The 26,060-nt window shown below is 70.8% G+C and carries 23 protein-coding genes; 16 read left to right on the top strand and 7 right to left on the bottom strand.

What is annotated here, in order from left to right; genetic code table 11:
- Positions 1–30: 30 nt before the first annotated feature.
- Genes ABS78_RS14320 through ABS78_RS14310 form a run of 3 tightly spaced genes read right to left on the bottom strand, consistent with a single transcriptional unit; the run spans position 31 to position 4,599 of the window.
- Positions 31–2,982 carry a TonB-dependent receptor gene (locus ABS78_RS14320; protein ID WP_293380437.1) on the bottom strand — a complete coding sequence of 984 codons (2,952 nt, stop codon included), beginning with the start codon at positions 2,980–2,982 and terminating at the stop codon, positions 31–33.
- 55 nt (positions 2,983–3,037) lie between these two features.
- Positions 3,038–3,817 carry an enoyl-CoA hydratase-related protein gene (locus ABS78_RS14315; RefSeq protein ID WP_293380434.1) on the bottom strand — a complete coding sequence of 260 codons (780 nt, stop codon included), beginning with the start codon at positions 3,815–3,817 and terminating at the stop codon, positions 3,038–3,040.
- Entirely contained in the window at positions 3,814–4,599 is a 786-nt protein-coding gene (locus tag ABS78_RS14310; RefSeq protein ID WP_293380431.1) for an enoyl-CoA hydratase/isomerase family protein, read from the bottom strand. Before ABS78_RS14310 ends, ABS78_RS14315 begins: the two co-directional genes overlap by 4 nt.
- Before the next feature lie 271 nt (positions 4,600–4,870).
- Between ABS78_RS14310 and ABS78_RS14305 the strand changes: the two genes are divergently transcribed.
- The 9 genes from ABS78_RS14305 (at position 4,871) to ABS78_RS14265 (ending at position 15,157) form a co-directional block, all read left to right on the top strand.
- Entirely contained in the window at positions 4,871–5,665 is a 795-nt protein-coding gene (locus ABS78_RS14305) for an IclR family transcriptional regulator C-terminal domain-containing protein (RefSeq protein ID WP_293380428.1), read from the top strand.
- A gap of 267 nt (positions 5,666–5,932) precedes the next feature.
- On the top strand, positions 5,933–6,841 hold the full coding sequence (locus tag ABS78_RS14300; RefSeq protein ID WP_293380425.1) for a hydroxymethylglutaryl-CoA lyase: 909 nt from the start codon (positions 5,933–5,935) through the stop codon (positions 6,839–6,841).
- Complete coding sequence (locus tag ABS78_RS14295; protein ID WP_293380422.1) at positions 6,838–8,076, top strand: CaiB/BaiF CoA-transferase family protein; 1,239 nt, start codon at positions 6,838–6,840, stop codon at positions 8,074–8,076. The genes ABS78_RS14300 and ABS78_RS14295 overlap by 4 nt, the downstream gene beginning before the upstream one ends.
- Positions 8,073–10,208 carry an acetate--CoA ligase family protein gene (locus ABS78_RS14290; protein WP_293380419.1) on the top strand — a complete coding sequence of 712 codons (2,136 nt, stop codon included), beginning with the start codon at positions 8,073–8,075 and terminating at the stop codon, positions 10,206–10,208. Before ABS78_RS14295 ends, ABS78_RS14290 begins: the two co-directional genes overlap by 4 nt.
- The gene (locus tag ABS78_RS14285; RefSeq protein ID WP_293380416.1) at positions 10,205–10,966 is read left to right on the top strand and encodes an enoyl-CoA hydratase/isomerase family protein; all 762 of its coding nucleotides are present in this window, start codon (positions 10,205–10,207) and stop codon (positions 10,964–10,966) included. Before ABS78_RS14290 ends, ABS78_RS14285 begins: the two co-directional genes overlap by 4 nt.
- Positions 10,963–11,400 (top strand): PaaI family thioesterase, encoded by a 438-nt coding sequence (locus ABS78_RS14280; RefSeq protein ID WP_293380413.1) that lies wholly within the window; start codon positions 10,963–10,965, stop codon positions 11,398–11,400. The genes ABS78_RS14285 and ABS78_RS14280 overlap by 4 nt, the downstream gene beginning before the upstream one ends.
- Positions 11,397–12,155, top strand: coding sequence for an SDR family NAD(P)-dependent oxidoreductase (locus tag ABS78_RS14275; RefSeq protein ID WP_293380410.1), 759 nt, complete (start codon positions 11,397–11,399; stop codon positions 12,153–12,155). Before ABS78_RS14280 ends, ABS78_RS14275 begins: the two co-directional genes overlap by 4 nt.
- 8 nt (positions 12,156–12,163) lie before the next feature.
- Positions 12,164–13,702 (top strand): acyl-CoA synthetase, encoded by a 1,539-nt coding sequence (locus ABS78_RS14270; RefSeq protein WP_293380407.1) that lies wholly within the window; start codon positions 12,164–12,166, stop codon positions 13,700–13,702.
- A 30-nt stretch (positions 13,703–13,732) separates the two neighbouring features.
- The gene (locus ABS78_RS14265) at positions 13,733–15,157 is read left to right on the top strand and encodes an MFS transporter (protein ID WP_293380404.1); all 1,425 of its coding nucleotides are present in this window, start codon (positions 13,733–13,735) and stop codon (positions 15,155–15,157) included.
- A 240-nt stretch (positions 15,158–15,397) separates the two neighbouring features.
- Here the strand turns inward: ABS78_RS14265 and ABS78_RS14260 are convergent, their stop codons facing one another.
- Positions 15,398–15,772 carry a response regulator gene (locus ABS78_RS14260; protein WP_293380401.1) on the bottom strand — a complete coding sequence of 125 codons (375 nt, stop codon included), beginning with the start codon at positions 15,770–15,772 and terminating at the stop codon, positions 15,398–15,400.
- Between the two features lie 268 nt (positions 15,773–16,040).
- Here ABS78_RS14260 and ABS78_RS14255 point away from each other — a divergent pair, with 268 nt between their 5' ends.
- Both ABS78_RS14255 and ABS78_RS14250 read left to right on the top strand, forming a co-directional pair.
- Positions 16,041–16,250 (top strand): hypothetical protein, encoded by a 210-nt coding sequence (locus ABS78_RS14255; protein ID WP_293380399.1) that lies wholly within the window; start codon positions 16,041–16,043, stop codon positions 16,248–16,250.
- Positions 16,251–16,414: 164 nt separating this feature from the next.
- The gene (locus ABS78_RS14250; protein ID WP_293380396.1) at positions 16,415–16,726 is read left to right on the top strand and encodes a UrcA family protein; all 312 of its coding nucleotides are present in this window, start codon (positions 16,415–16,417) and stop codon (positions 16,724–16,726) included.
- 103 nt (positions 16,727–16,829) lie between these two features.
- Here ABS78_RS14250 and ABS78_RS14245 read toward each other — a convergent pair whose 3' ends face one another.
- Entirely contained in the window at positions 16,830–17,528 is a 699-nt protein-coding gene (locus ABS78_RS14245; protein WP_293380394.1) for a pirin family protein, read from the bottom strand.
- Positions 17,529–17,735: 207 nt separating this feature from the next.
- Between ABS78_RS14245 and ABS78_RS14240 the strand changes: the two genes are divergently transcribed.
- From ABS78_RS14240 to ABS78_RS14220, 5 genes are all read left to right on the top strand, one after another.
- A complete protein-coding gene (locus ABS78_RS14240; RefSeq protein WP_293380391.1) occupies positions 17,736–18,377 on the top strand; it encodes a beta/gamma crystallin-related protein in 642 nt (213 codons plus the stop codon).
- Positions 18,378–18,429: 52 nt separating this feature from the next.
- Positions 18,430–19,239, top strand: coding sequence for a peptidylprolyl isomerase (locus tag ABS78_RS14235; RefSeq protein ID WP_293380389.1), 810 nt, complete (start codon positions 18,430–18,432; stop codon positions 19,237–19,239).
- Positions 19,240–19,315: 76 nt separating this feature from the next.
- Entirely contained in the window at positions 19,316–19,492 is a 177-nt protein-coding gene (locus tag ABS78_RS14230) for a hypothetical protein (RefSeq protein WP_293380386.1), read from the top strand.
- A 74-nt stretch (positions 19,493–19,566) separates the two neighbouring features.
- The gene (locus tag ABS78_RS14225; protein ID WP_293380383.1) at positions 19,567–20,844 is read left to right on the top strand and encodes a cation:dicarboxylase symporter family transporter; all 1,278 of its coding nucleotides are present in this window, start codon (positions 19,567–19,569) and stop codon (positions 20,842–20,844) included.
- A 43-nt stretch (positions 20,845–20,887) separates the two neighbouring features.
- The gene (locus tag ABS78_RS14220; RefSeq protein ID WP_293380380.1) at positions 20,888–21,670 is read left to right on the top strand and encodes a thioesterase family protein; all 783 of its coding nucleotides are present in this window, start codon (positions 20,888–20,890) and stop codon (positions 21,668–21,670) included.
- Between the two features lie 28 nt (positions 21,671–21,698).
- Here the strand turns inward: ABS78_RS14220 and ABS78_RS14215 are convergent, their stop codons facing one another.
- Together ABS78_RS14215 and ABS78_RS14210 are read right to left on the bottom strand one after the other, a co-directional pair.
- Positions 21,699–22,349, bottom strand: a complete 651-nt coding sequence (locus ABS78_RS14215; protein ID WP_293380377.1) for a hypothetical protein — start codon at positions 22,347–22,349, stop codon at positions 21,699–21,701.
- A gap of 76 nt (positions 22,350–22,425) precedes the next feature.
- Positions 22,426–26,001, bottom strand: a complete 3,576-nt coding sequence (locus ABS78_RS14210; protein ID WP_293380374.1) for a hydantoinase B/oxoprolinase family protein — start codon at positions 25,999–26,001, stop codon at positions 22,426–22,428.
- Positions 26,002–26,060: the final 59 nt, after the last annotated feature.

The raw sequence follows: 26,060 nt of genomic DNA, 5'->3' as shown, positions 1-26,060 counted from the left end.
GCGAGGCCCCCGGCAGTAAGTCCTTTCGGCCTAGAAGGTCTTCTTCACGCCCAGCTTGAACGACCGCCCGATGGGGTTGCCCAGGAAGGGATCGTAGTTGAGCACCAGCCGGGCCCGCGACGGATCGCGGTCCAGGACGTTGAGCACCGAGGCGGTGACGGTCACGTCCCAGGGCAGCTCCACCCGATAGGTCAGGTCGTGGCTGATGAAGGACTTCACCTTCAGGCCATCGGTGGTCAGGACGCAGTTGACCGCGGTCCCGGCCAGGGCGTTGGCCACGGTGCAGTTGGTCGACGGCCCGCTCTGGACCACCGTGGGCCCGCGGTTGTCGTCGGCGCCGCTGGTGTAGTGGACGGTCCAGCGCAGGTTGTGCGGGCCGCGGCTGTAGTCGGCGTAGAACTGGCCGCGCCACTTGGCGATCGTCTGCGAGGTGCGGTCGTAGTTGGTGAAGCCCGCCGCGTCGTAGGCCGGCGTGACGGTGATGCCGCCGTAGACGAAGGCGTCCTGCTTGTACGAGATCGTGTGGGTCAGGCTGCCGCCGATGTCGAGGACACCCTCCCACACGTCGCGGAAGCGATAGTTGACGTCGGCGTCGACGCCGTCGGTCCGGATCGTCGGGCCGTTGGTGATGTCGGAGCGGACGCGGGCGATGTTGGTCCCCTGGGTGACGCCCTGGACGCAGGCGTTCCCATTGTCGAAGGTGATCAGGTAGCGCAGGGCGCTGGCGCAGTTCACGAACTGGCTGCCGTTGCCGATCCCCGCGACCGCGGTGGCGACCACGTTCGCCGGCACGTCGGTGATCTGGCCGCGCAGGCGGTAGTTCCAGTAGTCGATCGTAGCGGTGAAGTTCTCGATCTGGACGATCGTGCCGACGCTGTAGGTGACGGCCTTCTCGGGCCCGACGTTGGGGTTGCCGAAGAAGTCGATCGAGCGGGAGTTGTTGCCGGCCGCGGCGATGCCGGTCAGGCCCGTGGTTCCGGTCGGGGCCACGTTCGCCGCCGTCGGGCCGCGGAAGGACGACCCCACCGAGCCGCGCAGGGCGACGCCGTCGATCACCTGCCACTTCAGGCGGAGCTGCGGGTTGGTCGTCGACCCCGTGAGGCCGCCGTAGTCCTCGTAGCGCAGGGCGAGCTGGGCGTTCACGGTGTCGGTGATGGGCGCGTTCAGTTCGCCGAACAGGGCGTAGACGCTCTGTTCCAGGCTGAGCGGACGGCTCTGGCCCAGGAAGGTGAAGGGGCCGGTTCGGAAGGTGCAGGACGTCGAGCCGATGGTCGGGCAGGGCGTGATCTGCGAGTTGAACAGCGGATTGTCGACCATCTGCTGGAAGTGGATCTTGCGGTACTGGGCGCCGGCCGCCCAGCCGATCTGGCCGCCGGGCAGGCTGATCGCCAGCTTGCCGTTGAAGACGGCGTCCAGGACCACGGTCTCCTGGTCGTTGCGCAGCGACTGCAGATCGAACATCCAGGCGACCAGTTCCTTCGTGTTGGCGTTGGCCGACACGAAGCCCGGATTGGTGAGCCCAAGGGCCGGGTTGTTCGGGAACGCGTTCGAGAACGGGTTGAAGTACTGGCAGCCGTTCGCGCCCGGCGTCGCGCCCTGGCAGTTCGGGCCGCCCAGGCCGCTCAGGGCGAGTTGGAGGCGGGGAATCAGGATGTCGGTGACCCGGGTGTCCTGCTTCTCGCGTATGTAGGTGGCGCCCAGGTCGTAGTTGATCCCGAAGTGGCCGGTCTCGCCCTTCAGGCTCGCCGAGACCCGGAACTCCTCGTTCTTGCGGCTGCCGGTCTGGCCGCCCAGCCCGCCCGTGGACGGATTGCCGCCGTTGCCGAACGGCCGCCACAGCGTGCCGGTCGCGCTCTGGGCCACGCCGATCAGCGCGGCGTTGCCGGTCTGGGTCAGGAAGGTGTTGAAGCCAGGGTTCGAGGCCGGCACGAAGAAGGCGTTCGCGCCGCCCGGCCCGTTCGGCCCCGAGGTCGCCGCGAAGCTGGGCGAGGCGCGGACGTCGGGCTGCGACGTCTGGGTGTAGAGCGCCTCGACGTGGAACCGGCCGGTGTCGCCGATGCGGGCGTTGAACTCGCCGTAGAGTTGGTACTGGTCCTGCTCCTCGACCAGGTTGTCGAAGGGCAGATAGATGAAATAGCAGGCCGGCGTGTTCCCGGTGAAGGTGGGCGTGCCCCCGGTGGCGGCGCAGTTGGCGTCCTGGAAGAAGCCCAGGTTGGCGCCCGTGCCCGCGGGTCCGCCGCGGACGGTCCAGCCGCCGGGGTTGCCGCTGGGCGACCAGGCCGAAGGGTTCTGGAAGTAGGTGGGCTGCGACCACTTGCGGTCGACGGTGCTCAGCTCGGAACGGTGCTGGTAGCCGGCGGTGAGCAGCAGGTTGGAATTCTCGCCCACCCAGCCGTAGACCGCGCTGGCGCTGTAGTCGCCGCCGTCATCGGCGCCGCGGATCAGGCGATAGTCCGCCTGGACCTCGAGGCCTTCGAAGTTGGTCCGGGTGATGAAGTTGGCGACGCCGCCGATGGCGTCCGAGCCGTAGGTCGCCGCCGCGCCGTCCTTCAGGATCTCCACCCGGCCGATGGCCGCGGCCGGGAGCAGGTTGGTGTCCGAGACGTAGCCGGCGAACCGGCGGCCGTTGAGCAGCACCAGGGTCCGTTGCGGGCCCAGGCCGCGCAGGTTGATGGTGCCGCCGCCGCCGCGGCCCTGGGACGCGACGTTGAAGTTGTTGGTCTCGCCCAGGACGCCGCCCACGACGGGCAGGGTCTTGATGATGTCGAGCATCGAGGGCGAACCGCGGCGTTCCAGTTCGTCGCGGCCGATGATCGCGACGGGAATGGCCGAATCCTTGGGCGTGCCGGCGATGAAGGAGCCGGTGACGACCACCTCGTCCACCGACGTCGCCTCGGCGCCGCTCTGCGCGCTCGCCGATGTCGCGGCGAGGGCCGCAAAGGCGGCTGACCCCGCCATGAGCCAGAATCTGAATGTCGTCATAGTCCCCTCCCGAATTCCGCGCCGGCGTCCGGCGGCGGTGTCCTTTGTCTGGATGTCAGCGGCCCGCGTACCGGGGGCTGCGTCTCTCGGCCGCCGCCGCGGCCGCCTCCCGGCGGTCCTCGGAGGTCAGCACCCGTTCGTAGAGCGCGGCTTCGACCTGGAGCCCCGACTCGAGGTCGGTGGTGAGGCCCAGGTCGATGGCGCGTTTGGCCGTCTGGAGCGCCGTGGGCGAGACGGCGACCAGTTCCGCGGCGAGCGCGGCTACGGCCTCGCCCAGCCGGTCGGCGGCGACGACCCGGTTGACCAGTCCCCAGCGCTCGGCGTCCTCGGCGGCGAAGCGGCGGCTGGTGAAGATCAGCTCCTTGGCCCGCGCCGGGCCGATCAGGCGGGGCAGCACCTGGGTGCCGCCGCCGGCGGGGATCGAGGCCTTGGCGGTCTCGGGAAGGCCCATGACCGTGCCGGCGGCCGCGTAGATGAAGTCGCAGCCCAGGGCCAGTTCCAGGCCGCTGCCGATGGCGTAGCCGTGCACCTGGGCGACGACCGGACGGGAGAACCGGCGCATGGCGCCGAAGGCCAGGGGCGCCAGGCGACGTCGGGCGCGGACCGCGTCCTGGGACATGGTCCCGCGTTCCTTGATGTCGGCGCCCACGCAGAAGGCCCGCCCGGCGCCGCGCAGCACCGCACAGCGGACCTCCGGGTCTTCGTCGAGGCGCGCGAAAGTGGCCACGATGGCCTCCAGGAGGCCGTTCGAGAGCGCGTTCAGCGACTCGGGGCGGTCGAGCGACACGGTGGCCACGCCACCGTCCACCTCGACCTGGATCGGGCCGGCGCTCATGACCGCGCCTTGGCGGCGAAGGCGCCGCCGGCGGCCGGCTTGGTCTGCCGGAGCATCTGGTTGAAGTCGCGGGCGTAGTCGAGCGCGCGGTCCAAGTCGAGTTCGGCCACGTTGTAGTAGAGCGACTTGGTCATCCGCAGCGCCTGGGCGCTGTGCTGGGCGACCTCCTCGGCGTAGGCGACCGCCTGGTCCAGAAGGTCGCCGTGTGGGGCCACCCGGTTGACGAGGCCCAGGCCGAGCGCGTCGGCCGCAGTCAGCTTGCGGCCGGTCAGCAGCAGGTCCAGGGCCTGGCGGCGGCCGACGATACGGCTCAGGCTGACCATCACCATCGCCGCGACCAGGCCCTGGGCCACCTCGGGATAGCCGAAGGTGGCCTGGTCGCTGGCGATCACGAGGTCGCACGACATGGCGACCCCGCAGCCGCCGCCCAGGGCGAAGCCGTTGACTGCGGCGATGACGGGCTTGGGAAGCCTGGGCAACAGGCGGTGCAGGTCGAGCGACTGGCCCGACCGGTCGTACTGAAGCCAGAAACCTTCGGCGCCGGGCGGCGTGTCCAGGGCTTCGCGCAGGTCGGCGCCGGCGCAGAAGGCGGGGCCGGCTCCGGTCAGGACGACGGCGCGGACCGAATCGTCCTCCATCGCCGCATGGAGATGTTCGTGCAGGGCGGCCAGGAGGGCGCGGTTCAGCGCATTGCGCGCCGCCGGGCGATTCAGGGTCACCACGGCGACGGCGCCCCTGCGTTCCGCCAGCACGGGCGGCGCCGCCTCTACGATCTCGGTCAAGACAATCCTCCCGACTTCGCCTGCAAGCTCTCCGGAGGGGCTTGCTATTTGTGCGATAATCGAACACTAATCTAGATAACGAACAAAATACCAAGCGTCGCGACGTGTCAACAGGGCGTCGGCGGCGTGCGCTCGGGGGTGGGAATGGGGTTGCCCGGCGAGGTTGTGGTATCGCTTGGCGCCAGGAGCAGGCCTGGGATCGGGCGGCGGGAGTCGCAGCCCAGGGAGAGGCCTGAGGGGAGAGGCCCCAGGGAGAGGCCCAGGGAGAGGCATGAAGACGAAATTCCCCTACGCCGCGATCCTGGCCGAGCAGGATCCCGAGTTCATCGCGGGCTTCGCCAAGGGGTTGGCGGTGATCGAGGTGTTCGGCGACCAGGACCAGCGGCTGACCATCAGCCAGGTGGCCGAGCGGGTCGGGCTGGAACGCGCCACGGTCCGGCGTTGCCTGCTGACTCTGACCCGCCTGGGATACGCCGACTACGACGGGAAGTTCTTCTCTCTGACCCCCCGGATGCTGCGCCTGGGGTACGCCTACCTGTCGTCGACGCCCTTCATCAGCATCGTCCAGCCTTTCCTCGAGGAACTGACGCGGAAGACCGGCGAGACCAGCGCCGTGGCGAAGCTGGACGGGACCCAGATCGTCTACCTCGCCCGCGCGATGGATCCCGCTCGCGCCCTGACGGTCAGCCGCAGCGTCGGCGGCCGGTTGCCGGCCTACGGGGCGTCGCTGGGGCGGGTGATCCTGGCGAGCTGGCCGGAGGACCAGGCTCGCGCGCTGCTGGAATCGGCCGAGCGGCCCAAGGTGACGGACAAGACCCTGACCGCGATCCCGGACCTGATGGCGGAACTCGCGCGCGTCCGCGACCAGGGCTACTCGATCAACGACGAGGAGACCGGCCAGGGGTTGCGCTCCATCGCGGTCCCCCTGGTGGACGGCGCGGGCCGCGTGACGGCCGGCCTGAACATCGGCGTGGTGGCGCGCCATGTGTCGGTCGAGCGGATGCTCGCCGAGTTCCTGCCCTTGATGCTCGACATCCAGCGACGGCTTCGCCAGCTGATCGCGTAGTCGCGGCCGGCCCCTCCCCGGGCCGAACCCTGGAGCGGCGCTCGCAGGCGTCGGCGAAACAGATGGACAGGGCCGCCTTCCGGCCCGGCGCTGCGCTGCGGACCTTGGGGGCCGCAGGCGTACGGCGCTGCGTCCGGGCTTCCGCCACGGCGCCTGAAATTCTCGAAAACCCGCCCTGGTCCGGCCTTGACGGCCGAAAACGCCCCCGCTAGGTCTGTGTTCGTTATCTAGTATATTGTTCGATAAACGAACAAATGGGACGGGAACTTGCGCTACCCCAGCCGCATCCATCTGCGAGAAGTCTCGCCGCGCGACGGCCTTCAGGCCGAGACGACGCACCTGTCCACCCGGGACAAGGTGGCGTTCATCGACCTGCTGTCGGACGCCGGCTTTCCGCAGATCAACGCCGTCTCGTTCGTGAGCCCCAAGGTGATGCCGCACATGGCGGACGCGGCCGACGTGATGGCCGCGGTGACCCGGAGACCGGGGACGATCTACGACGCCACCGTCCCGAACGTGGCGGGCGTGCGGCGGGCGATCGACGCCGACATGCCGGTGATCTCGGTGTTCATCTCCGCAAGTCTCGCCGACTACCGGCCCGACAGGACCCAGGACGACAACCTGGCTTCCGCCGCCCTGGCGGTCGCCGAGGCGCGCGCCAACGGCCTGGGCGTCATCGCGGTGGTGGCCAAGGCCTTCGGGTGCTCGGCGGAAGGCGAGGTCCCGTTCGACCGGGTGCTGCGCCTGGCGCGCGGCCTGCACGAGGCGGGCGCCACCGAAGTCTGTCTGGGCGACACCTCGGGCGAGGGCGGCCCGGCCCAGGTCGCCCGGATGGTGGGCGCCACCCTGGACGCTTTTCCGGACACGCCGCTGTCGCTGCATTTCCACGACACCCGTGGCCTCGGCCTGGCCAATGTGCTGGCGGCAATGGACGCGGGGGCCACCCGCTTCGACAGCGCGGTCGGCGGGATCGGCGGCTCGCCCCAGACCCGCAATTCGACCGGCAACATCTCGACCGAAGACCTGCTGCACCTCTGCGAGGACGCGGGCGTCGAGACCGGCGTCGACCTGGACATCGTGCTCGAGGCCTACCGGTTCCTCGAGGAGAAACTGGCCCATCCGCTCCCCGGTCGCCTGGGGAAGTTCGGCCGCAGCAAGAGGGCGCTCGCGTCATGACCACCCAGCCCCCGCAGGACATGTTCGCCGGCGTGAAGGTCCTGGACCTGTCGCGCGGCGTGGCCGGTCCCCTGACCTCGATGATGCTGGCTGAGTTCGGCGCCGACGTGATCTTCGTCGAGCATCCCCGCAGCAAGGACGAGAGCCGCGTCTGGCCGCCGTTCAAGGGCGGACTCAGCGCCTACTACGCCACCAACAACCGCTCGAAGCGGACCATCGCCGTCGACATGAAGCGGCCCGAGGGGCTGGAGGTGATCCTGGATCTCGCCCGGGGCGCGGACGTGGTGATGCAGAACTTCACCCCCGGCGCCGCCGACCGTCTGGGCGTGGGCTACGAGGCGATCCGGGCGATCAATCCGCGTGTGATCTACCACTCGGTCTCGGGCTACGGGCAGACGGGCCCCGACCGTGGAAAGCGCGGCTACGACCCGGTGTTGCAGGCCGGCAGCGGGTTCATGAGCATCACCGGCGAAAAGGGCCGGACTCCGGTGAAGAGCATGGCGCCGGTCGCCGACGTCTCGACCGGCATCTACGGCTTCGCCGCCATCCAGGGCGCGCTCTACTATCGCGAGCGGACGGGCGAGGGGCAGCACATCGACCTCGCGATGTTCGACATCATGGTGTCGATGCTGTCGGTGATCGGCAGCCGCTACCTGCTCACCGGCAAGGTGCCCGAGCGCCACGGCACCGAGAATCCGCAGCGCGTCCCCTCGGCGGCGTTCAAGTGCGCGGATGGCGTCTATCTCCAGGCGGTGCCCGGGCAGCGTCAGTGGCCCGACTTCTGCCGGCTGCTGGGCCATCCCGAATGGATCGAGGACGAGCGGTTCGCGACGCCCTATGCGCGGGTGGCCCACGAAGAAGTCCTGTACCCGCTGGTCCACGAGGCGATGCTGGCCAAGCCGGCGGCCCAGTGGCGCCAGGAGTTCGACGACCACGCCATCGTCTGCGGCCCGATCAACGACCTCAAGGCTGTGTTCGAACATCCCCAGACCATCGCGAGGGGCATGATCCAGTCCTACGAGGCGCCGGGCGTCGGCGAGATGCCGGCCCTGAACCTGCCCTGGAAGATGTCGAAGACCCCGCCCAGCATCCGGCGGCCGCCGCCGCGGTTCGGCGAGCATACGGTCGAAATCCTGAAGGAGATCGGCCGAACCGACGAGGCCATCTCCGCGCTGATCCAGGCGGGAGTCGTGGCCGACATGGTTCCGCACGCCCAGGTCGGCCCGGCCCAATGACAGCGTTGCGGGCCGCGCGGCCCGGGTCCGATACGTCCGGCGGCGACCTGGCGGCGTTCCTTGCGCCGCGCGCCGTCGCCGTGGTGGGGGCAAGCCCCGATCGCGCGCGTTCGGGTGGCCGCGTGCTCGCGACCCTGGAGGCGACCGGCTACGCGGGCGCGATCCATCTCGTCAGCCCCAGCCAGGATCGGATCGGAGAGCGTCCGTGCCATGCGTCGCTGGCCGAGGCGCCCGGCGACATCGACCTGGCGCTGATCTGCGTCTCGGCCGAGCGCGCGCCGGCGGCGGTGCGGGAATGCGGCGTGCGCGGCGTCCGGGCGGCGCTGGTCTTCGCGGACGGCTTCTCGGAGCCTTCGCTGGGCGACGACCTGCGCGCGGCGATCGCCGAGAGCGGCGTCCGGGTCATGGGGCCGAACACCGTCGGGTCGCGGGACGTGGCGGGCAAGGTGTTCGTCACCATCGCCACCGATATCGGCCAGACGCAGCGGTCGGGGCCTGTCGCGGTCATCGGCCAGAGCGGCGGTCTGACACTCTATTTCGGCTCGGCGCGACTGCGCGACCGGGGCGTGGGCGCCAAGTACGTCATCGACACGGGCGCCGAGTTCGACGTCGACGCCGCCGAGTGCCTGGCGTGGGTCGTCGACGACCCCGAGGTGGCGTGCGTGGCGCTGATCCTGGAAGGATGCCGCGACGGCCGCCGGCTGATGGCGGCGGTGGAGCTTGCGACGGCCCGCGGAAAGCCGGTGGTCCTGTGGAAGACCGGACGCGGCGCCGGCGCGGCGGCGCAGATCGCGTCGCATACCGGCAGCCTGGCGGGCGACGCGGCGATCTTCGAGGCTGCGTTGCAGGCGGCCGGCGCCATCGTGGTGCGCGACGAGATGGCGTTCGTGGACGCGCTCTCGGTCGTCGCTGCGGGGCGTGCGCCGAAGGGGCGCCGGCTGGGCGTCGTGACGCCGTCGGGCGGCTACGCCATCGTGACGCTCGACGCGGCCGAGCGTTTCGGCCTGGAGGTTCCCGCCGCCCTGGTTCCGCCCACTGCGGAACAGTCGGCCGCCCTGAGGCCGGCCCATTTCGCCAATCCGCTGGATGTCTATGCGCTGTTCGGCAAGGGCCGGCGCTCGTTCGAGGCGGCCCTCCGCTGGATGGACGCCCAGCCTGTGGACGCCGTCGCAATCTGGCTCTCCTACGCCTGCATGACGGGCCATGTGCAGGCGATCGTCCGCGACTCCCTGGCCGACTTCGTCGCCGCCAGCGGCAAGCCCGTGCTGTGCTGTGGCCTGACCACGCCGCAGTTCGAGGCCGAGCTGCGAGATCTGGGCGTGGTCTGGTTCCGGGAGCCCACCCGACTGGTGCAGGCGCTGGGGTTGGTCGCGCCGCGCGCCAGGCCGGCCGACGTGTCCGAAACGCGCACGTCGGCCGGTCACCCCGCCGGTCCGGATTTCGTAGGCCGGGAACTCGGGAGGCGGGACTTGGGCGTCGTCGCGGGCGAGGCCGCGCGGACGCGACTCGCGGGGCTGGCCGCCTTGCCGCACGTCGCCACCTGGCCCGTGGCCAGCGCCGACGACGCCGTCGCCCGTCAGCGCGAAGCCGGCGGACCGGTGTTTCTCAAGCTCGAAGCGCCGGGACTGGCCCACAAGACCGAAGCGGCCGGCGTGGTCGGCCCGGTGGGCGCGGACTCCGTCGCCGACGCCTACGACCGCGTGGCCCAGGCGCGCGCGCGGCTCGGCGATCCCGCGGCCGCGATCGTGGTTCAGCCGCGCGAGGCCGGCGTGGAGCTGGCCCTGGGCGCTTTCGTGGACCCGGCCTTCGGCCCGTCGGTCATGGTGGCCAGCGGCGGCGTCTTTCTCGAGATTCTAAACGACACGGTCTTCGCGCCCGCGCCGGTCACGGCGGACCAGGCGCGCGACATGATCCTCAGCCTGCGCGGCGCGCCCCTGTTGCTGGGCGCGCGCGGCAGACCCCGTTGCGACGTGGAGGCCGCTGCCGCGGCGCTCGCGGAGCTGTCGCGGTTCATCGCGGCCCATGCCGACGACTACCGCGAGATCGACATCAACCCCCTGATGGTGCGCGAAGAAGGACGCGGCGTGGTCGCCGTGGACGCGCTCATCGTGGCCAGGAGCCAGAGTTCATGAGCGACATCGTATTCCGCAAGGCGGAGGAGGGGATCGGCGAGATCGTCTTCAACCGGCCCGAGAAGCGCAACGCCTTCACCAACGCCATGTTCGTCGAATTCTACGACACCCTGCGCTCGCTGGAGGTCCAGGAGCTGAAGGCCGTGGTGATCCGCGGCGAGGGCCGGAACTTCTGCGGCGGCGTCGACCTGAACGAGGTGGCCAATCCGGTGAAGTCCAAGGCGCCGCCGTCCATGGCGGTGGACCTGGCCGCCCTCTACCGCAACACCCGCCCGGTGCTGATCGCCGCGGTGAACGGCCCGACCCTGGGCCTGGGCGCCAGCATCGCCATGTCGTGCGACATGGTGGTGGCGGGCGAGACGACGCAGTTCGGCTATCCGGAAGTCCACCATGGGCTGGTCGCCACCTTCGCCCTGATCGGCCTGTCGGCTGTCGTGCCCATGCGCAAGGCGTTCGAGCTGGTGATCACGGGGCGCCGCATTCCCGTGGCCGAAGCGCTGCAACTGGGCATGATCAACGAGATCGCGCCCGACGCCGAGGTCACCGACCGCGCCTTCGCGATGGCGCGCGAGGTGGCCCAGTACAACGACCTGGCGATCCACACGACCAAGCGCTTCTTCTACGAGAACCAGGAGATGCCCTACAGCGTCTCGGCCCATGCCGCCGACCGCGTCACCCGCCTGATGCGCCAGACCAACGCCGCCAAGAAGCAGGCCGCCGCCTTCCTGGAAGCCAAGGCCAAGGAAGGCGCGCAATGAGCGGCGCGGCGATGGATCGCGCGCACTACGACGCGATTGAGGGGTTCTACGACACCTCGCCGATCCACCGGACCCTGGGCCTCAAGCTCAAGGTGCCCGGCGACGGAGAGGCGGTGATCGTATTCGACGGCAACGCCGGGGCCACCAACCGTCGCGGCGACGCGGCCGGCGGGGCCATCGCGCAGATGATCGATTCCGCCGTGGTGCAGGCGGCGCGCACGCGGCTGGCCCATACCGACAGCACCGTGACCATCGAACTCAAGGTCAACTACCTCCGCGCGGCTCCGGCCCGGCTGAACCTTTCGGCCCGGGGCCGGCTGGATCACTTCGGGCGGACGACCGCGGTGGGCAGCGCCCGCGTCGAGGACGAGGCCGGCAAGCTCTACGCCCTGGGCATCGTCACGGTCAGCATCAAGAAGGCGGAGGCGGCGTGAGCTCGGGGGCTTTCGACGGCAAGATCGCCCTGGTCACGGGCGCCGGCTCCGGCATCGGCCGGGCCTGCGCGATGCTGCTGGGGGCGCGGGGCGCGGCCGTGATCGTGAACGACCTGAACGCCGAGACGGCGCAGGCCACCGTCGAGGCGATCCGCGCGGCGGGCGGTCGCGCCGAGGTCGCCCCAGCCAACGTGGCCCGGCGCGACGAGGTCACGGCGGCGGTGAACGCCGCCCTGGCGGCGCTGGGTGGCGAGATCATCGACGTGCTGGTCAACAACGCCGGGGTCGGGAGTCGCCGGATGCCGATCGAGGACATCGACGACGACGCCCTCGACCGGATGCTGGGGGTCCACGTGAAAGGCGCCTTTCACTGCGCGCAGATCGTCCTGGCGGGCATGAAGCAGCGGAAGGCGGGCAAGATCGTCAACATCTCGTCGGCCATGGGCACGGTGGGCGGTCGGTCCGGCTCGCACTACGCCGCCGCCAAGGGCGCGCTGCTGGGCATGACGCGCACCTGGGCGCGGGAACTGGCGAAGTGGAACATCCACGTCAACGTGGTGGCGCCGGGCGGCGTCTTCACGGCCGCGACCGCAACGATCCCGAACTACGCCGACGAGGCCAGGACCCGCGTTCCCATCGGCCGCTTCGGCCAGCCGGAGGAGATCGCCGCCCTCGTCGTGTTCCTGGCCTCGGACGAGGCCAGCTACATCACCGGCCAGACCGTCAGCGCCAACGGCGGCGAGTTCATCCACTGAGCGATCCCATGCAGCTTCTGACGCATCACCACGACGTTTCCCCGGACAAGCCGGCGCTCATCTTCGAGCCCAGCGGCCATGTCGTCACCTATGGCGAACTGGCCGACCGGACGTGGCGGCTGATGCGTCTGCTGCACGACCAGGGCCTTCGCCGGGGCGATCACTTGGCGATCCTGATGGAGAATAATCCACGCTTCCTGGAGGTCTGTTGGGCCGCCCTGAAGAGCGGGATGTATGTCACCGCCATCAACCGCTACCTGACGGCCGACGAGGCCGGGTTCATCCTGGGCGACTGTAGCGCCTCGGTTCTGGTGACCTCGGCGGCGATGGCCGAGACGGCGGCCGGCGCGCTGGCCCAGGCGCCGCAGTGCGCGGTGCGCCTGATGGTCGATGGCGTGGCCAAGGGGTTCATCTCGTACGAGCAGGCTCTGGCCGCGGCAGGGCCCGGGCCGGTGGAGGACTGGGCCGGCGACTTCATGCTCTACAGCTCGGGCTCCACCGGTCGGCCGAAGGGCATCAAGCGGCCGCTCCAGGACTGTCCGATCGAGGACGGCTGGCGGCTCAAGCCCAGCCAGGCCAAGTACGGCTTCGGGCCGGACATGGTCTATCTCTCGCCGGCGCCGCTCTATCACTCGGCCCCGCTGAGCTATGTGCTGGGCACGCACTACTTCGGCGGCACGGCCGTCGTCATGGAGCGGTTCGAACCGGCCGACGCGCTGGCCCTGATCGAACGCCACCGCGTCACCCACAGCCAGTGGGTGCCCACCATGTTCGTCCGCTTCCTGAAGATGAGCGAGGCCGAGCGACGCGCCCACGACCTTTCCAGCCATCGCTGCGCCGTCCACTCGGCCGCGCCGTGTCCGGTCGAGGTGAAGCGGGCGATGATCGAATGGTGGGGGCCGATCATCGAGGAATACTTCGGCGCCACCGAGGGCAACGGTTCGACCAGCATCACCAGCGCCGAATGGCTGGAGCGGCCCGGATCGGTCGGCCGGGCGCGGGCCGGGATCATCCACATCTGCGGCGAAGACGGCGAGGATCTGCCGCCCGGCGAGATCGGCCAGATCTACTTCGAGCAGCCGACGCTGGTGTTCCGCTATCACAACGACGACGCGAAGACGGCGTCCGCCCAGCATCCGAGGCGCCCGACTTGGACCTCGGTCGGAGACATCGGCTACGTCGACGACCAGGGCTACCTGTTCCTGACCGACCGCAAGAGCTTCATGATCATCTCGGGCGGGGTGAACATCTATCCGCAGGCGATCGAGAACGCCCTGGTCCTGCATCCCAAGGTGGCCGACGTGGCGGTCATCGGCGTGCCCAATCCCGACTTCGGCGAAGAGGTGAAGGCCATCGTGGAGCCTGCGGCCGGCGTCGCCGGCACGCCCGAGCTGGCCGCCGAGCTGACCGCCTTCCTGAGCGGACAGATCGCGAAACACACCATCCCGCGCAGCTTCGACTTCATGGAGACGCTGCCGCGACTGCCGACGGGCAAGCTCTCGAAGCAGGCGCTCAAGGCGAACTACTGGCCCGCGCCGGCGCGCTGACGCGCGTCCGCGCCAGGGGGAGACAACATCGTGACCGAAGCCGTCGTCGGAGAGACGCCCCGCCCCGCGGCGGCGGATACGCCGGTCGTATCCACGCGCTACCGGACCTACGCCCTCGTCCTGCTGATGCTCATCAATGCGGTGAACATCCTGGACCGGATGGTCATCACCAACCTGATCGAGCCGATCAAGGAGGACCTGAACCTCACCGACGGCCAGGTGGGCGCCATGGCCGGCTTCTACTTCGCCGTGGTCTACACGCTGCTGGGCATCCCCCTGGCGCGCTGGGCCGACCGGGGCGACCGGCCGCGCATCCTGGCGCTGGCGCTCACGGTCTGGAGCGGCTTCTCGCTGCTGGGCGGCTTCGCCCAGAACTTCGCGATGCTGGTGGCCTCGCGGATGGGCGTGGCGGTGGGCGAGGCGGGATGCTCGCCCACCGCCCACTCGCTGCTGACCGAGTACACCCCGCGCGAGAAGCGGGCGATGGCGTTGTCGGTCTATTCGATGGGCGGCCCGATCGGGGCCATGGCCGGCATGGCGATGGGCGCCGTGGTGGCCGAGTCCTACGGGTGGCGGACGGCCTTCCTCGTGGCCGGCATGCCCGGCCTGGTGCTGGCGGTGTTCGCGATCTTCACGCTCAAGGAGCCCCGACGGGCGCTCAAGGCGGCCGGGGCCGCGGCGGCGCACGCCGCCGAGCACGTGCCGTTCCGCGCGGCGATGCGGGTGCTGTCGCGCAAGCCCACGTTCTGGTTCTTCGCCATCGGCGCGGCGCTCTATGCGGTGGTGGCCTACGCCCACTCCCACTTCCTGGCCTCGTACTTCGTGCGCAACTACACGCCGGAACTGACCGAACTGGCCGCCGGGTTCGGAATGCAGCCGCGCGGCTTTCTCGGCACGGCGTTGGGCGTGATCTCGGGAGTCGGCGGCATCGTCGGCGCGCTCATCGGCGGCTGGTTCGCCGACAGGTTCGGGGCCCGCGACCTGCGTTGGTACGGTGTGCTGCCGGCGGTGTTCCCGTTGCTTTCGACCCCCATACTGTGGTGGGCGTTCCTGACGCCGAACCTGCCGCTGGCCCTACTGCTGCTGATCGTGCCGACCATCGGACATGCGCTCTGGTACGGGCCGGTCTACGGCGGGGTGCAGGGTCTCGTGCCGCCCGGCATGCGCGCCACGGCGGCCGCTGTGCTGCTGTTCGTGATGAACATGATCGGCCTGGGCGGGGGGCCGACGCTGTTCGGGATCGCGAACGACTTCATGACGAACCGGCTGCTGACCGACGCCGGCCTCACCGTTTCCACATGCCACGAAGCCGTGGGCGAGGCGGCCAGGGTGTGTGCGGCCGCCAGCGCCCAGGGCATCCGTCAGACCATGCTGTGGTCCACCGCCCTGATGATCCTGCCCATGATCTGCTTCTGGCTCAGCCGCCGGACGATCCGTCACGACATGGAAAGCTGAGCTCGCGGGCGCCGGGGTCCGGATGCGACCGCGCCCCCGTTTCCGCAGAGCCCGTCTGCGCAAAGCGTCACTGTTCGAGACGCGGTCCAATCCTTATCTCCAGGGCGTCCGGCGCAGCCGTCGGACGAAGGGAGACCGGGACCGTGAAACTCTTGCTCGCGCTCGCCGGCTCGCTGAGCCTGCTGGCCAGCGACTGGTCCGCCAGCGGGCTCGCCTACCTGTAGACCGCCCCGCCTACGCTCAGCCGCGCGCGCGCAACTCGCCCAGGACGCGCGCCAGATCGCCCTCGCGGAAAGGCTTCTGCAGGACGGGCGAACCCTTGTCGACATCCCGGAGACCCGCATCGCCATAGCCTGTGGCGAAGGCGAAGGGCGCGCCTTTCGCCCGGAGCAGGTCCGCGAGCGGGAAGATCGGCTGCCCGCCCAGGTTCACGTCCAGGACGGCGCAGTCCAGTTCGGCGCGGTTGGCCAGGTCTATGGCTTCCTCCAGCCGGGCGGCCGGTCCGACCACCACGCAGCCGAGGTCGGCCAGCATGTCCTCGATCAGCATCGAGACCATCATCTCGTCTTCGACGACAAGGACACGAAGTCCCTGCAGATCGCTCTGGCTCGTCATTCCCCGGACTCCAATACCCGCGTCGGCGAATTCACTCGGCATCCGTGCATCCCGCAAATGAAAAGTGCAGCCCCTCGGCCCCGTAGGGGCCGGTCGTCGGCGCCTGACAGCCTACCCCGCAAGCCCAACGCCCAAGCGTGGCCTTGGTTCCCCGCGAGACGGGGGCGTCGCCTTCCTGCGTCCGCGCGCCGCAGGCCTGGCGGGCCCGCTTTTCGCCTTTCGGCAACACTTCGGCCGGACAGTGGTCGAAGGTTGAAGGACCGATTCGATGTTCGACTTCACGGTTCGCGCCCGCAGCGGCCACTGGGTGCTTCAGGACGCGGAGGCCGGCGACCTGGGCGCCTACGAGACCCGGGACGAGGCGCTGGCGGCGGCCGGCGACTGGCTGAGGCTGATCGAGCAGCCCTGGCCCGTGCTGATTTGCGACGACGACGGCGAGTGGCGCCAGACCGTGGTGGAGCCGACGCGTCTGCACTGATGTCGCCTCAGCATTACGGGGTGTTAAAGTATTAAGTCTGCGTAATTATCTTAAATCGATGTCATTACTCCATATTCACGGGTGTTGATCCACCTGTCGAAGTATTCGTTTCCTTGCCGGCGGACATCACCGCCGGAGCACAAACCGCTCCGAAGGAAACGTCGATGACCGACCTGACCGCCAAGATTTCCGGCCTCGCCATGCTGGCCCTGGCCGCGCTCCCGATAGCCGCGCTTCCCGCCTCGGCCCTGGCCGCTCCCGCCGTGAAGGTCGCCGATCTCGACGTGACGACCGCCGAAGGCTCGGCGGTGTTCCAGGCCCGCGCCGAGCGCGCCGCCCGCGATTTCTGCCGCAACGAAGTCCGACTGAGCCGCGCCGTCGCCTGCCGCGCCGCGGTGGAGCAGGAACTCGTCGAAAAGTTCGCCGACCTGCGTCTGGCCGCCCTGCCCCAGGCCCAGACGTTCGCCGCCCGCTAGCTCCCCCTTCCGTAGCGGACGTGCGAAAAAGGGCCCGAGGCCGCCCCAGCCTCGGGCCCATCGCATTTCAGGCCCATCGCATTTCTGGCGTGGGCTCGGCCCGTCAGGCCGCGTCCACCAGCACGATTTCAGCGTCTTCCAGGGCGGTGACCGTCAGTACATCCTCGTCCCGCACCGCCGCCCCGTCGCGGGCGTTCAGGCGAACGCCGTTGACCTCGATGCTGCCGACCGCCGACACCAGGTAGGCGTGGCGGCCCTTGCCCAGCACATACTCGGTCGTTTCACCGGCCTTCAGCGTGGCGCCGGCCACCCGTCCATCCGTGCGGATCGGCAGGGCGTCGTCGTCGCCCGGGACGCCGCTGGCCAGGGTGACGAACTTCCCGGCCCGGTCGCCCCTGGGGAAGGGTCGGGCGCCCCAGCTGGGCGCGCCGCCGCGTTGCGTCGGCTCGATCCAGATCTGGAACAGCGTCGTGGTTTCGGGCTCCAGGTTGTATTCCGCGTGGCGGATGCCCGAACCGGCGCTCATCACCTGCACATCGCCCGCCTCGGTCCGGCCCTGGTTGCCCAGGCTGTCCTGGTGGGTGATCGCGCCCGAGCGGACGTAGGTGACGATCTCCATGTCCGCATGGGGGTGCGGCGGGAAGCCGGAGTTCGGGGCGATCTCGTCGTCGTTCCACACCCGGATCGGGCCCCAGCCCATGTTGTCGGGATCGTGGTAGCTGGCGAACGAGAAGTGGTGGCGGGCCTTGAGCCATCCGTGGTCGGCGCCGCCGAGGCGCGCGAAGGGTCTGCGGTCGATCATCGTCATCACTCCCTCTGGGTAGGGGCGCCGTGCGCTCCGTTCGAGGGAGAAGATAATCCTTCTGTGTTGGGGATAAATGTGCTCGGAAGAACTATATTGGTTCCGAATGGGAATTTATGTCGCTGACCGGAAGCTGGCCCTGCGCTTCAGCGACGGTTCATGCGATGCACGCTCAAGCTGACGCCAGGATTGGCTGAGGAGCCCCCCATGAACAAGCCCGCGACGCGGATCGCCATCTCCACCCTGATCGCCGCCTGCGCCCTGGCGGGCGCAGCCCAGGCCCAGCCCGGTCGCGGCGCCACGGCCACGCTGTACGACCAGCCCAATTTCCAGGGGAATTCCGTCACCATCACCCAGTCGGTGTCCGACCTCGGCAAGTGGCGGTTCAACGACCGCGCCCGCAGCGCGCGCTTCGAAGGGACCTGGCGGATCTGCGAGCACGACCAGTTCAAGGGCCGTTGCCAGGAGGTGCGCGGAGACGTTCCCCATCTGAACGCCTACGGCCTGGCCGAGCAGATCACCTCGCTCGAACCCGTGGGTCGGCCTGGCGGCGGTCCGGGCGGCGGCTATCCGGGCGGCGGCGGTCATCCTGGCGGCGGCTGGCCGGGCGGGGGTTCGACGTCGCGCGGCGTCGAAGGCGACTCCACGGTCTTCTTCGCCCGGCCGACCCTCGGCGGCGTCGACGTTGCGGCGGGGCAGCGTGGCGCGGACACCTTCTGCCAGCGCGCCGGTCTCGGCCGGTCCGTCTGGTTCGACTCCAGCACGCGCGCGAACCAGGCGATCGGTCCCGACGGCCAGTATGTCGGGCGCTCGACGGTCATCCGCGACCTGCTCTGCCGGAAACGTTGACCGGCGGCCGCAGGCCTGCCCCTCTCGGGACTCCAGAGCCGGGAGGGGCGCGATGCGGCGGACGATGACGGTGTGCGCGGCTATTATGGGCATGGCGCCGGGCGTGGCCTTCGCGGGCGACTGGCGGTCGCTGGACCCCGAGAACACCCTGGTGATCGGCACCACCAAGGGTCAGGTGGTGGTCGAACTGCGTCCGGAGATCGCGCCCAAGGCGGTGGAGCGGATCCGGCTGCTGGCGCGCGAGGGCGTCTATGACGGCCTTCAGTTCCACCGCGTCATCGACGGCTTCGTCGCCCAGACGGGCAACCCGGACAACCGCGACGGCGGAACCTCCCGCCATCCCGACCTGGCGCCCGAGTTCAGCTTCCGCATCCCGGCCGAACAGGCGGTGATCGCCGTCTCGCGCAGCGACTCGCGCGAGGGATTCGTGGGCGCGACGCCCATCCAGGCGGTCTCGGCCGGCGAACAGGCGCGCGGCGCCGACCCCCGCCTGCGCGGCTGGGGCGCCTATTGCCCCGGCGTGGTGGGTATGGGCCGACAGGCCGATCCCGGTACGGCCAACAGCGAGATCTTCTTCATGCGCGCGTCCGCCCGGCGGCTGGACCACGAGTACACCGTGGTCGGGCGGGTGGTGGACGGGTTGCCGGCGATCCTGTCGGTCGCCCCGGGCGAGCCGCCCAAAGTCCCGGACCTGATGCTGAAGGTGCGCCTGATGGCCGACATGCCGCCGGCCGAGCGGCCTGCCATCGAGGTGGCCGACCCGCGAGGCCCCGGGTTCCAGGCGCAGGTCGAGGCGTTGAAGCGCGAAAGGGGCGCCGCCTTCACCATATGCGACGTCGAGATCCGCTCGCGTCGCAGGTGAGCTTGGCTGCGACGATGCGCGCAGTTGTTGCAGCGCAGCGGGGTTCGTACATGCGTGGGCCTAGAACGGGTCTCCTATGCGCTACGAAGTTGTCGAGGACGCGGACGAGTGGATCGTCCGCAGCGAAGGATTTGAACTGGCGCGCTACGGCGACCAGGACGCGGCGCTGCATGACATCGCCGACCGCCTGCGCGACGCCGACACGTCGGCGCCCGCGTCCATCTCGGTTCGCTACCGCACCCGGCCCGGCTGACACCCGCCTCTTGCCCCCGGCCTGCGGGGCTGGCCAGATCGGAGCGCGCCCATGAGGGGCGGAGCGGGGCGGCCTTGAAATTCCTGAAGACCCTGAGCGTGCAGGTCCTGCTGGCGCTCGCGCTCGGCCTGGCGGCGGGCGCGGCCGTGGCCTGGGGCGGCGGCGCGGGCGGCGCGCGGGTCGTCGAGGCGGTGGAGGCCGTCGGCGGCCTCTGGCTCAACGCGTTGCGCATGACCGTGATCCCGCTGATCTTCGCGGTGCTGGTGACCGGCATCGCCCAGGTCGCGGACGCGGCCGCGACCGGACGGCTCGCCGGGCGCGCCGTGGCCTGGTTCGCGGGCCTGCTGGCGGTCTCGGCGCTGACGGCGATCTTCCTGGTGAACGGCCTGCTCTCGGTCTGGCCCGTCGCCGAGGCGGCCGCCGCGGCCCTGCGCGCGGGCGCGGAGACCCCGTTGGACAGCGCGGCCACGTCGCCCGACTTCGCCGCCTGGGTGCGGAGCCTGGCGCCGGCCAACCCGGTCCGCGCCGCCGCCGAGGACGCGGTCCTGCCGGTGGTGGTCTTCGCCGTCTTCGTCGGCTTCGCCCTGACGCGCCTCCCCGACGGGCGCGGCCGGACGCTGCTCGAGGTGTTCCAGGCGCTGGGCGATGCGATGATCGTCATCGTACGCTGGGTGCTGCTGGCCGCGCCGCTGGGGGTCTTCGCCCTGGCGCTGGGTGTGGGCCTGAGGGCGGGGGCGGGCGTCGCCGGCGTTCTGGGCCAGTACATCGTGGTGGCTTCGGCCGCGGGGCTGGCCGTCAGCATTCTGGCCTACCTGCTCGCCGTGACCGTCGGGCGCGTTCCTTTGACGCGCTGGGCCCAGGCCACCTCACCGGTCCTGGCCACGGCCTTCGCCACCCAGTCGTCGCTGGCCTGCCTGCCGGCGATGATCGAGCGATCCCGGGACAACCTCGGCGTCCCGCCCCGGATCGCCAACCTGGTGCTGCCCCTGGCCGTCGCGATCTTCCGCATGACCAGCCCAGCGGTGAATCTCGCCGTCTGCCTGTTCGTCGCCCACGTGTACGGGATCGAGCCCACGCCGCTCCAGTACGCCGGCGCGGTGCTGGTGGCCCTGGCGGTGAGCGTGGGCTCGGTCGGGCTTCCGGGGCAGGTGTCGTTCATCGTCAGCGTGGCGCCGATCTGCCTGGCGCTGGGCCTGCCCATCGAACTGCTGCCGATCCTGCTGGCGGTGGAGGTGGTGCCCGACATCTTCCGCACGCTCGGCAACGTCACCGGCGACATGGCGGTGACCGCCATCCTGGCGCGCGACGAGCCCGAAGCCGCCGTCGAGGCTCGAATCTCCAGGCAAGCCTGACCCTCTGGTCAAGCGCAGGCGGTTGCGGCAGGTTCCCGCCGCCATGACGAACGAACCCTTCTTTCGAAAGGACGCCCAGGGGCGTTTCCTTCCCACCCGCGCCGGTGTCGGCCCCTGGAGCCGGGACAGCCTGCACGGCCGGCTGATCATCGGCCTGCTGGGCGCCGAGATCGAGCGCCAGTTCCGCACCCCCGACTACATGCCGGCGCGCCTCACGGTCGACATGTACCGGCTGCCCGACCTGTCGCCGGTCGAGGTGGTGACCCGCGTGGTGAAGGACGGCTATCGTATCAAGGTGGTGGACGCCGAATTCATCTCGGGCGGACAGAGCGCCGGCCGCGCCACCTGCCAGCTCCTGCGGCGCACCGAGAACCCGCCGGGCGACGTCTGGACGCCCGAGCCCTGGGACGCGCCCAAGCCCGCCGACATCGTCCCGCCCGACGACGGCCGCGGCGCCATGGGCGGCATGTGGACCGTGCGGCCCATCTCGGGCGGCTTCGGCCAGCCCGGCATGCCGCGCCGGCTCTGGATGGCCGAGGTGCGGGAACTGGTGGAAGGCGAGGCCTTCACCCCTTACGCGCGCGTCGCGACCGCCGCCGATTTCGCCAGCCCGTTCGCCAACGCCGGCGACCAGGGCCTGGGCTACATCAACTCGGACCTGACGCTCTATCTCCACCGCGATCCGGTCTCGGAGTGGGTGGGCTTCGACGTCATCAACCACGGAGCCAGCGACGGGATCGCCGTCGGCGAATGCCTCGTCTACGACGAGCGGGGCCCGATCGGCTCGGCGAGTTGCACCGCGCTGGCGCAGAAACGCAAGGCCTAGACGGGGCTCCCTTTACGGGAGGCTTCCGTTACGGGGTTTCCGGCGCGGCGGCTTCGCCGGGGGCGGCGGTGGCGGGGTGAGGCTCGGGCGTCACGGTGGCCTGAAGGGCGTCGTCCGTCGCGGAGGGACGCACCTCCTGCTGGTTGGCCCGCAGCGTGGCGCCGATGAGGTTCGAGCGGCTCTCCAGCGACGCGGACACCGTCTCGCAGCGTACGGGCAGGGCCCAGCTCATCCATTCCTGAGCCTTGCGCGCCTTGGTCACCTCGGGGCCGGTGTTCCAGATCTGCCGGCCCTGGCGCACGGCCACGGCGCCGGTCGCGTTGATCGGGCGGACCGAGGCCTTCTCGGCGGCGGTCAGGGCGGCCTGGAACTGCTGGAGTCGCACGCGGCCGTCGCGCCGCATGTCGGCGTAGACCTTGAGGTCGTCCTCGAGGCGGGTCCCCGGCTTGCGGAACTGTTTCTCGATGCGGGTCACCTCGGGCATCATCTCGTCGTGCAGGTCGAGGTAGCCGCGCAGGGCGCCGTAGCACCAGGCCACGAAGGGGTAGTCCTCCCGCGGGGCGCCGGGGGGCAGGCGATCCTCCGGCGCCGGGGCGGCCGCCGGCGCGGGCGCGGGGGCCGTTTCCGCCGCGGCGGGGTCTTGGGCGAACAGGGCGAGAGCGAGAGCGAAGGGCGTCATTCGGAGCCTTGTATCGTGGGTCGGGGCCTTGTGTCGGCGGATTGTGTCAGCTTCGCGCCGGAACGGCTCCAGCCTTTCAGGCCGGTGATCCATAGCCGCCGCCGCCCGGCGTCTCGATCTCGATCGCATCGCCAAGCTGGACCGTAACGGAGAAACAGCCGGGAAGTTCACTCGTCGTCCCCGACGCGGCGATCAGACGCTGGCGACCGGGTGCGCCGGGGCGGCCGCCGGCCAGCCCTTGCGGCGCATGTTCGCGCCGCGACGAGAGCAGGGCCGCCTCCATCGGCGCGAGGAACCGGATGCGCCGGATCACCCCGTCTCCGCCGCGCCGCGTCCCGGCCCCGCCCGAGCCTTCGCGGATGCGGAACGTCTCCACCCGCACGGGGAACCGTCGCTCCAGGATCTCGGGATCGGTGAGCCGGGAGTTGGTCATGTGGGTGTGAACCGCGCCGGCGCCGTCGCGCTGGGCCGTGGCGCCCGCGCCGCCGCAGATGGTCTCGTAATACTGCCGCTGCTCGTCCCCGAAGGTGAAGTTGTTCATGGAGCCCTGGGCGTTGGCCATCACCCCCAGGGCGGTATAGAGCGCGTCCACCACGTGCTGGCTGGTCTCGACATTGCCGGCGACCACCGCGGCGGGCGGGCGCGGCGCCAGCATCGAGCCGTCGCGGGTGCGGATATCCAGCGGCTCCAGGCATCCGGCGTTCAGCGGGATGTCGTCGTCCACCAGCGAGCGGAAGACGTAGAGGGCCGCAGCGTCCACGATGGCCGAGGGCGCGTTGAAATTCGAGGCGAGTTCTTCGGCGGATGAGGTGAAGTCCAGCACCGCCTCGCGGCGCGCGGTGTCGACCGTGGTCCGCACCACGATCTCGCCGCCGCCGTCCATCGGGACCCGGGCCTCGCCGTCGGAAAGACGGCCCACGGCGCGGCGGACGGATTCCGCGGCGTTCTGCTGCACGAAGGCCATGTAGCGGGCGACCGCCCGGCCGCCGTAGGTCGCGATCATCGCCGCCACCGCCGTGGCGCCGGCCTGGCAGGCGGCGACCTGGGCCTTCAGGTCGGCGAGGTTGCGGTCGGGCGCGCGGGCGGGCCAGCGTCCGGCGGCCAGGGCGGCGCGGACCTCGGCCTCCAGGAAGCGGCCGCCCTCCATGATCGGCAGGGCGTCCAGGAGGACCCCCTCCTCCTCGATGGTGGTGGAGAACGGCGGCATCGAGCCGGGCTGGACGCCGCCCACGTCGGCGTGGTGGCCCCGGGCGGCGACGTAGAAGGCGGGCGCGATCTCCCGCTCGCCCAGGAACACCGGCATCACCACGGTGATGTCGGGCAGGTGGGTTCCGCCCGCGTAGGGATTGTTGAGCGCGAAGGCCTGGCCCGCCTCGAAGCGGGCATGCCGGTCGCGAACCGCGCGGACGCTGGCGCCCATGGAGCCCAGGTGGACGGGCATGTGCGGCGCGTTGGCCACCAGGCCGCCGTCGGCGTCGAAGAGCGCGCACGAGAAGTCCAGGCGCTCCTTGATATTCACCGAGTGGGCCGTGCGTTCCAGCGCCGCGCCCATCGCCTCGGCCACACCCATGAACCGGCGGTTGAACAGTTCGAGGGTGACGGGGTCGGGGCGGTCGAGGGCGATGGCCTGTTCCACCGGCGCGGCCGTCCTCGTCAGCCGGATCAGGCCGTCGTCGCCGGCCGCGGCCCGCCAGCCGGGCGCCACGGCGATCTGGGTGTCGTCGCGGACGATCAGGGCGGGCCCGTCGATGGCGTCCAGCGTCCCGGCCCTGACGACGGGCGCCTCTCGCCAAGCGCCGCGGACAAACATCCTCAACCGTTCGCCGTCCCCGGTGCGGGCCGGGCCGCCTTCCGCGCCGGGCCGTGCGGATGGGGCGTCGGCCTCGCCCGATACGGCTTCCGCCTCGACGGCGGCGATCAGGACAGACCTGTTCGGCTCAACGAAGCCGAACAGGCGCTGGTGGGCCGTTTCGAAGGCGTCACGGGCGGCTGCGGCGTCCGCTGGCGAGACCGGCAGTTCGGCGTCGGCGCCGTCGTAGCGCAGGCGCAGGATGCGACGGATGGCGACGACCTCGCCGCCCTGAGCCCGTACGTCGTCCGCGGCTTCGCGCGCCAGCCTCTCCAGAGCCGCGGATGCGGTCTCCAGGCCGGCGGCGTCCAGCGGCGCATCGATCCCCGCCTGTCGCAGGGCCGTCACCCGGGCCTGGCCGATGCCCCACGCCGACAGGACGCTGCCGTAGCCGGGGCACAGCACCTCGCCGACGCCCAGGGCCTCCGCCGTCTGGCAGGCCACCTGGCCGGCGGCCCCGCCGAACGCCACGAGGGCGTGATCCCGCGGGTCGAAGCCGCGCTCGGTGGAGATGCGTCGGACAGCCTGGGCCATCTGCTCCACGGCCACCGCCACGAAGCCTTCGGCGGCCGCCTCAAGGCTGGCGGCGCCCATCTCGCGGGCGAGTTCGGCGAGGCGGGCGCGGCTGGCGTCGGGATCGAGGGGCGCGTTCCCGTCCGGTCCGAACACCGCCGGGAAGTCGCGGGGATCCAGCCGGCCCAGCACCAGGTTGGCGTCGGTCACCGTCGCCGGGCCGCCGAGGCCGTAGGCGGCGGGGCCGGGATTCGCGCCGGCGCTCGCCGGACCGGCGCGGGCCCTCAGGCCGTCGAAGCTCAGGATCGAGCCGCCGCCGGCCGCAACCGTCTCGACGTCGAGCATGGGGCTGCGCAGCTTCACGCCGGCCACGCGGGCCGTGTCGCGCCGCTCCAGGGCGCCGGCGAAGCGACAGACATCGGTGGACGTACCGCCCATGTCGAACCCCAGGGCCGCGTCGCATCTCGCCGCCTCGGCGGTGCGCGCCACGCCCACCACGCCGCCGGCCGGTCCCGAGACGACCGCATCCCGGCCGCGAAACGCCTCGGCGCGCACCAGCCCGCCGGCCGAGGTCATGAAGTAGAGCGGCGCGCCGGCCGTCGCCTCGGCCACCCGGCGCACATAGGCCTGGAGCACCGGGGTGAGATAGGCGTCCGCCACCGTCGTTTCCGCGCGGGGGACGAAGCGGGGCAGGGGCGAGACCTCGGAACTCAGGGCCACGAAGGCGAAGCCGGCCGCGCGGGCGATCTCGCCGGCCCGGCGCTCGTGCGCCGCGTCGAGGTCGGCGTGCAGGAAGGCGATGGCCGCCGAAGTGAAGCCCTCGCCCGCAGCCGCGTCCAGCCGCGCGCGCAGGGCCGCTTCGTCCAGCGGGACGACCACGGCGCCGTCGGCCGCCCGTCGCTCGCGGGCCTCCACGACTCCGGCGTGCAGGGGCGCGGGCTTCTCGATATGCAGCGCGAACAGGTCGGGCCGCGCCTGGTCGCCGATGACCAGGGCGTCGGCGAACCCCTCGGTGGTCACCAGCAGCGTCTTCGCGCCGCGCCGCTCCAGCAGCGCGTTGGTGGCGACCGTGGTTCCCATCTTGATGACCCGGACCCGCTCGGCCGGGAACGGCGCGCCCGCCGGCGCCTCCAGGATGCGCCGCATCGCCTCGACCGCGGCGTCGTCGTAGGCCGGCGAGGCGGACAGCAGCTTGCGGGTGGTCTCGGTTCCGTCGTCCCAGCGGCCGATCACGTCGGTGAAGGTGCCGCCGCGGTCGATCCAGAAGGCGCAGAGACCACGGTCGGGCATGTCCAAAACTTAACCTCTCCGGCCGATTGTCACGGGATCGCCGCGGACGTAAGGCATGC

The organism is Phenylobacterium sp. SCN 70-31 (assembly GCF_001724605.1).
Classification (GTDB): Bacteria; Pseudomonadota; Alphaproteobacteria; order Caulobacterales; family Caulobacteraceae; genus Phenylobacterium.
Note: the sequence above shows the minus strand (reverse complement) of the source record. Positions and strands in the feature narration are given on the sequence as shown.

Coding starts and splice junctions, on each gene's coding strand:
- ABS78_RS14320 (WP_293380437.1), bottom strand. CDS start 2,982: ATGACGACATTCAGATTCTGGCTCATGGCGGGGTCAGCCGCCTTTGCG.
- ABS78_RS14315 (WP_293380434.1), bottom strand. CDS start 3,817: ATGAGCGCCGGCCCGATCCAGGTCGAGGTGGACGGTGGCGTGGCCACC.
- ABS78_RS14305 (WP_293380428.1), top strand. CDS start 4,871: ATGAAGACGAAATTCCCCTACGCCGCGATCCTGGCCGAGCAGGATCCC.
- ABS78_RS14295 (WP_293380422.1), top strand. CDS start 6,838: ATGACCACCCAGCCCCCGCAGGACATGTTCGCCGGCGTGAAGGTCCTG.
- ABS78_RS14290 (WP_293380419.1), top strand. CDS start 8,073: ATGACAGCGTTGCGGGCCGCGCGGCCCGGGTCCGATACGTCCGGCGGC.
- ABS78_RS14285 (WP_293380416.1), top strand. CDS start 10,205: ATGAGCGACATCGTATTCCGCAAGGCGGAGGAGGGGATCGGCGAGATC.
- ABS78_RS14280 (WP_293380413.1), top strand. CDS start 10,963: ATGAGCGGCGCGGCGATGGATCGCGCGCACTACGACGCGATTGAGGGG.
- ABS78_RS14270 (WP_293380407.1), top strand. CDS start 12,164: ATGCAGCTTCTGACGCATCACCACGACGTTTCCCCGGACAAGCCGGCG.
- ABS78_RS14260 (WP_293380401.1), bottom strand. CDS start 15,772: ATGACGAGCCAGAGCGATCTGCAGGGACTTCGTGTCCTTGTCGTCGAA.
- ABS78_RS14255 (WP_293380399.1), top strand. CDS start 16,041: ATGTTCGACTTCACGGTTCGCGCCCGCAGCGGCCACTGGGTGCTTCAG.
- ABS78_RS14250 (WP_293380396.1), top strand. CDS start 16,415: ATGACCGACCTGACCGCCAAGATTTCCGGCCTCGCCATGCTGGCCCTG.
- ABS78_RS14245 (WP_293380394.1), bottom strand. CDS start 17,528: ATGATCGACCGCAGACCCTTCGCGCGCCTCGGCGGCGCCGACCACGGA.
- ABS78_RS14240 (WP_293380391.1), top strand. CDS start 17,736: ATGAACAAGCCCGCGACGCGGATCGCCATCTCCACCCTGATCGCCGCC.
- ABS78_RS14235 (WP_293380389.1), top strand. CDS start 18,430: ATGCGGCGGACGATGACGGTGTGCGCGGCTATTATGGGCATGGCGCCG.
- ABS78_RS14230 (WP_293380386.1), top strand. CDS start 19,316: ATGCGCTACGAAGTTGTCGAGGACGCGGACGAGTGGATCGTCCGCAGC.
- ABS78_RS14220 (WP_293380380.1), top strand. CDS start 20,888: ATGACGAACGAACCCTTCTTTCGAAAGGACGCCCAGGGGCGTTTCCTT.
- ABS78_RS14215 (WP_293380377.1), bottom strand. CDS start 22,349: ATGACGCCCTTCGCTCTCGCTCTCGCCCTGTTCGCCCAAGACCCCGCC.
- ABS78_RS14210 (WP_293380374.1), bottom strand. CDS start 26,001: ATGCCCGACCGTGGTCTCTGCGCCTTCTGGATCGACCGCGGCGGCACC.